At 63.5% G+C, this 2635-nt stretch carries 4 protein-coding genes; all 4 read left to right on the top strand.

The genetic code is table 11. The features are described 5' to 3' along the window. A partial coding sequence (locus KBT70_RS05490) for a hypothetical protein (protein WP_296629541.1) occupies positions 1 to 362 on the top strand: 362 nt, incomplete at its 5' end. Further along, complete coding sequence (locus KBT70_RS05485) at positions 359 to 901, top strand: hypothetical protein (protein WP_296629538.1); 543 nt, start codon at positions 359 to 361, stop codon at positions 899 to 901. The genes KBT70_RS05490 and KBT70_RS05485, both read left to right, overlap by 4 nt. Positions 902 to 992: 91 nt before the next feature. Further along, complete coding sequence (locus KBT70_RS05480) at positions 993 to 1937, top strand: GIY-YIG nuclease family protein (protein WP_296629535.1); 945 nt, start codon at positions 993 to 995, stop codon at positions 1935 to 1937. 96 nt (positions 1938 to 2033) lie between these two features. Then, positions 2034 to 2635, top strand: a 602-nt coding sequence (locus KBT70_RS05475) for a hypothetical protein (RefSeq protein WP_296629533.1), incomplete at its 3' end; no start/stop codon positions are given.

Here is a 2635-nt window from a genome sequence, read left to right as displayed (position 1 = left end):
TGGCCGATGACACCTATGTCCTGCCCGACGCCAATCATTTCGACCACCCGATCCTCTCGCTTCCCTTCGTGCGTGACCCCGCCGCGCACGAACGCACGTCAGGCACCCCTGCGCGCTGTTTCTGGCACGTTGCCCCGACTGGCTCCTATGGCTCCGATTGTTCCACCGGTGCCCTCTATGCAGCGGCCGCGCTGGATTACATGGCAGCCACGAACACTCCGCAGGTGCTGCAGTGGGCCGTTTTCGACATGATGACCGTCGGTCGGCGCCATTCCGGCATCGAAGTCGGTTTCCTGTCGACCTTCGGGCGGATCGCAACACGGGCTCATGCCACCCGTCTGCGCGAAGGAGGCCTGGCATGACCATTTTCACTCCTTTGACCGCCGCGACAAACGCAGAGCGCTTGGAAGTGTCGCATGACACAGCGTATTCTATCGCTTTCGCGGCCGTTTTGCCCTGCCTCGCGGATTTCATCGAGGCGGAGCGGGATCAGGCTGACATCTGTCACAGCTACGACCCGGCTTACAGTGCGTGGCACCGCGATGCGCAGCGTGCGCGGGGACGGCTGGACAGCGCGCTTCGGCACGTCCACAGCCTGCGCGTCGAGCGTCCCGAAGATCGACCGTTGCGCCGGATGGTGGTGCTTGCGGACGCCATGCTGAAGACCGACGTCCCGGACCGCCCGCGCTATTTGCATCGCCAGATGCGGTTGGTGTTTTTCCGGCAGTTTCAGGTTCAGGGTTTCGGCCCCACGGCACATTCCCGCAACGCCTTGTTGATTCAGGCCCGCCATTTGATCGACGCCATGATGCGGCTGCCGCTGTTCGACTATAGCCCTGATTGCACCATCGCGCCGGACGCAACGGCACCCGCCGACGATCTGTCGCCCGCCTTTTTCTAGGCAAGGCACTCCCCACCCCATCCGCAAAGACGCACCCGGCCTCTGGACCGGGATGTGTTGGCGCGCCTCTTCCCCATTGAAGGACTTTCTCATGAACACGCAAACCATTTCCCCGACCACGCTGATCATCGACACCCTCCCGCATCCCGTGTTTCCCGGTGCCATTCTGCCCAAATGGGTGGCAGCAGCAGAGGCTAAAGGCTTCGACATCGTCGGGCGCATCATCGACCGCCTGCATCTGGCGCTGCGGTGCCGCCTTTGTGGGGCCACACAGAAGGTGCGGCTCTTCACGCTGATGTCGGCGCAACCGCTCTGTCAGTCCTGCCTTTTGGCAGAGTGGCGCAAGGACGCTGAGGCTGCGGGTCTCACATTTTTGCGGCGCGATCCCGCGCATCGCCATTATGCGTTTTACCTGGCTCCCTGTGGCCATGAGGTGCGCCGCCAATTCGAACTGGTCAGACGCATCGGCGCAGGTGTGACCGGATTTCGGTGCGAGACATGTCATGCCGCAACCGAGACGGGCGAAGCCCAGACGCGCGGCTGGTGCCTGACCTCTGCGGATCCCGAGGGCAATCCGAACTACCGCGTTTACACGCACTCGGATTGTGGCCATGACCAGCGCATCGTACGCGCCAATATGCAGAGCGGGCGGTTTTCCTGCGGCGGCTGCGGCGAAGACTGGCCCGGGGCTGCCAGCTATGTCTACGCGATGGGTTTCACGCTCGCGTCCGGACGTGAGGTCGTGAAGCTGGGGTTTTCCCGCGACCCCGATAGCCGCCTGACCTATCAGCTTCGGCGCGACAGCGAGATGCCTTGCCAGATCCTGCGCGTCGTGCCGATGGCCACCGGCCATACTGCGCTTTGCGCCGAGAAGGCCATGCATAAATGGTTGAGGCAGGCTCATCCCGACGCAGCCGTCGATCCTCATGCCTGGCGCGGGCAGATCCGGGTCAAGACCGAGATTTACGACGGATCACTGACGCCCGTGATCCTCGGCCTGCTCGATGATCTTGAGGCCAGTGCAACTGTCGCCTGACGCGGGCCTTTCGTTTCAAATCGCCCCATCTGGCTCCGGGTCACGCGCCCGGAGACAGCCCGGCATTGTCGCCACATATAATGAGGGAGCTGCGCCATGACCCAGCCCAATACGACCACTTCACCCAAAGCGCCTCTTTGGCTGCCCTTCGCACATATCCTGATCGACCGCCTGCGGCTGCATCACGCAGGCCGGGGCCACCTGATCTCCAATACCCAACCGGACGACCAAGACAGCGAGGCCGATGATGTGCTCGGAGAGCTTTTCGCGCGCTTCAATCAGGGCCAGCCGGATCCGGAGCAGCCGATCAGCGCGCCTTGGGCCCCTGTCCCGGCGCGGCAGATCCTGATCGCCTTGCGGCTCGCCGTCGCGTTTGGGTCCGAGGACGCACTGCGTGCCGCACAGGACGCTCGCGCGGTGACGATCCTCACGGGTTTCTCCATCGGGGATCTGGAGCTTGTCACCGATGTGCTCAAATCCTGCGCGCCCAACGCCCGGTGGACTGTGATTTCTCCGCCCGTTTCAGAGGGTGCTGTCAGCGCATCGCAGGGCCTGCGGTTTGCATTCCTGCTCGAGGCGGCGATGGATCTCTTTTCTTCGGTGCTGATCCTCTGCCCATTGGGCGCGCCGCTGCCCGAGCACATCCGACAGGCTGACCTGCCACTCTTGCGGCTGCCGCCGGTGACGCGCGAGATTCT

Source organism: Roseovarius sp. (genome assembly GCF_018066915.1).
Lineage (GTDB): Bacteria > Pseudomonadota > Alphaproteobacteria > Rhodobacterales > Rhodobacteraceae > Roseovarius.
This window is presented reverse-complemented; position numbering and strand designations above follow the sequence as displayed.